This window comes from Janthinobacterium sp. UMAB-60, from assembly GCF_900095235.1.
GTDB lineage: Bacteria > Pseudomonadota > Gammaproteobacteria > Burkholderiales > Burkholderiaceae_D > Janthinobacterium.
The window spans coordinates 51,323-53,895 of sequence record NZ_LT607486.1 but is presented as its reverse complement, the minus strand read 5'-3'; the positions used below and the strand labels follow the sequence as shown (position 1 = coordinate 53,895).

The 2,573-nt window shown below is 63.8% G+C and carries 2 protein-coding genes; both read right to left on the bottom strand.

Annotation, left to right across the window (positions count from 1 at the left end; translation table 11 throughout):
• Window positions 1-269: RNA 2'-phosphotransferase (locus tag K0F86_RS27450; RefSeq protein WP_257572079.1), on the bottom strand; the 269-nt coding region annotated here is incomplete at its 3' end.
• Between the two features lie 17 nt (window positions 270-286).
• Entirely contained in the window at window positions 287-2,356 is a 2,070-nt protein-coding gene (locus K0F86_RS10135; protein WP_219134279.1) for a TonB-dependent receptor, read from the bottom strand.
• Window positions 2,357-2,573: the final 217 nt, after the last annotated feature.

The following is a 2,573-nucleotide window of genomic DNA, read 5'->3' as shown; positions in this document are numbered from 1 at the left end:
AAAGCGATATCGACAGTGGCCAGCGAGTGCCCCTGGTTGGCGCGGATGCGCAAGCCGTCGTCGCTGATGGCGTAGCGCGTCTTGCTGTCGCGCGCCACCACGTCATCCAATTGTTCACGGGAAAGGCGGCGCCCATGCCGGGCTGCCAGCGCCAGCAGCTGGCCGATATCGGCCCAGCCCTGGGCATCAAGAGCGAGGCCGATTTTTTCCGGAGAGTGGCGCAGGATAAGGGAAAGGAATTTACTGGTTTGTACTAGGTGATCGGTCATGCCCCAGTTTACCGTTGTCAGAACGCATAAGACAAGGTCAAACGCGCGGAACGCGGTTCCACCGGATGAAAATGCCGGTCGCTCACCCCGTCCGCCCCGTCGCCTGGCAAGCGCGACGCATAGTAGTAATCGATATCGCTGGCGCGTTTATTGAACAGGTTGAACACGTCGAGCGACAGCCGCGTCCTGCGGTTGAGCTGGTACGCGAGGCGCGCATATGCCAGCGTGGTCGAGGCGGAGCGCACGCTATTGTCCTCGATCAAGGACCGGGGGCCGAAATAGCGCAGCTGCAAGGCGCCTGACCACGGGCCCCGGTCCGTCACCGTCACGCCGAACGAGGCTACCTTGTCAATCGAGCCGGGAATGAAGTTGCCGGCCGGATCATTTTGCGTGTAGCGCGAGCGCGAGGCGGCCAGGTCCAGGTCGAACAGCAGCCACGGCGCGGCAACATAATGGTTGTTCCATTCGATGCCATGGCGGCGGCTGGCGCGGCTGGGCTGCGTTTCGCCCGCGTCGCCGACGAACAGCAGTTCGGACGCGACGTCGAGGCGCCACAGGGCCAGCGAGCTTTGCAGGCCCGGCAGCCATTCCGTGCGCGCGCCCAGTTCCATGCCCCTGGTCGGCACCAGAGGCGTGACGGGAACCGAAGGCGTGCCATCGGGCAAGCGCGTCTGCGTCGTGCCCCGCGCATCGTTGCTATGGAAACCCTTGCCGTAGTTCACGAAGAATTCCGTCTGACTCCACGGACCGAGGATCAAGGACAGTTTCGGCGACACCACGTGGTCCTGTGCCATACCGCTGTTGCCGTCGATACTGCTGGCCACCTTGAAACGGTAGGCGTCGTAGCGCAGGCCCGCCACGGAACGCAGCCACGGCAGCCATTGCGTCGTGTTTTCGCCGTACAGGCCAATGCTGGCCTCGCGCACCTTGTCTTCGCGCACCGTGCTTTGCCGAACTCTGTCCACCGTGCTGTACAGGCCCACGGGCGACAGCCGGTCGTAGCGGGCCTGCACGCCGAGCTTGTTGCGCATGGACAATCCCGCCAGCTGCGTATTCCAGCTTTCGCTGGCGTTGACACCTGCCACCGTGCGCCGCTCGCTTTGCTGGAACTGGTCGCCCGTGGCCGGGTCGGCCAGGAAATAGGTGAAATCGCTGTTGAGTTCCAGCTGCGAGCGGATCAGATAGGCATCGAGTTCGAACAAGCGGTTTTCCGTGCGCTGGCGCATCGCATACGACAGGCTGGCGCGCGACGTATCGCCGCCGTCGCTGGGCGCCAGACTGCCGAAACGGCCGATCTGGCCGGACTCCACGGCGCGCAGCGGTACCTGGTCGGTGGCGTTCCAGCTGTTCTGGTAGGCCATGGCCGTCACGCTGTATCCATTGTCCGTCGTGCCCTGGCTGTAACGCAGCACGCCGCTGACCTTGCGCACGCGCTCCGGCACGTCCCACGGGCCGTTGTTGCGGTTCACTTCCAGGCCGTACAGCAAGGTGCCCTGCCCGGCAGCGACCGAATCGGCCACGACGGCGCGCACATAGCCGTGCTGGCCGACAGACACGCTGGCCTGGCCTTGCGGCAATTTATCGGCCAGCCGGATGCGGGCGCTGCCAGCCGAGGCGAAATCGCCTTCGCCAGCGAAATACGGCCCCTTCTTGTAGTCGATGCGCTGCACCAGTTCGGGAATGAGGAAATTGAGGTCGGCATAGCCTTGCCCGTGCGCATGCGTGCGCATGTTGACGGGCATGCCGTCCACATAGGTGGCGAAATCCGTGCCATGGTCGAGGTTAAAGCCGCGCAAGAAATACTGGTTGGCCTTGCCGTCGCCGCTGTGCTGGGTGACGATCAGCCCCGGCACGAATTCCAGCAACTCGCCCGTGCGCAAGGCGGGCCGGTTGACGATCAGCTCGTTGGTGATGACGCCCTGGCTGGCCGCATCCGAAGTGCCGACGGCATTGTCATAATGGCCCGTCACGCGCACGGTGCGCGACGCATCCGTGGACGATGCGGCCTCCGGCGCAGCCGCCTTGCCGGCGCCGGCCAGCAGCAACAAGGCACAAGCTGCCATCTGTTTGCGTTTTATCAATGGCATGGCGTCTCCCCTTTTTATGATGTCAGTACAGGCTCCTACGGGATATATACGCGGCAGGCCGGCTGCCTGGATTCAGTTTTTTTCAAGGAGCGTCCGTGGACCTGAACGACAGCGCTGGCAAGGCGAGCAAAACGGCCACGGCGGCCGTGCGCAAGCGCGACGTGCTGCCATATATCCTGCTGTTCATCTTGCTCGCGGGCTTGCTGTCCGTGCTGGC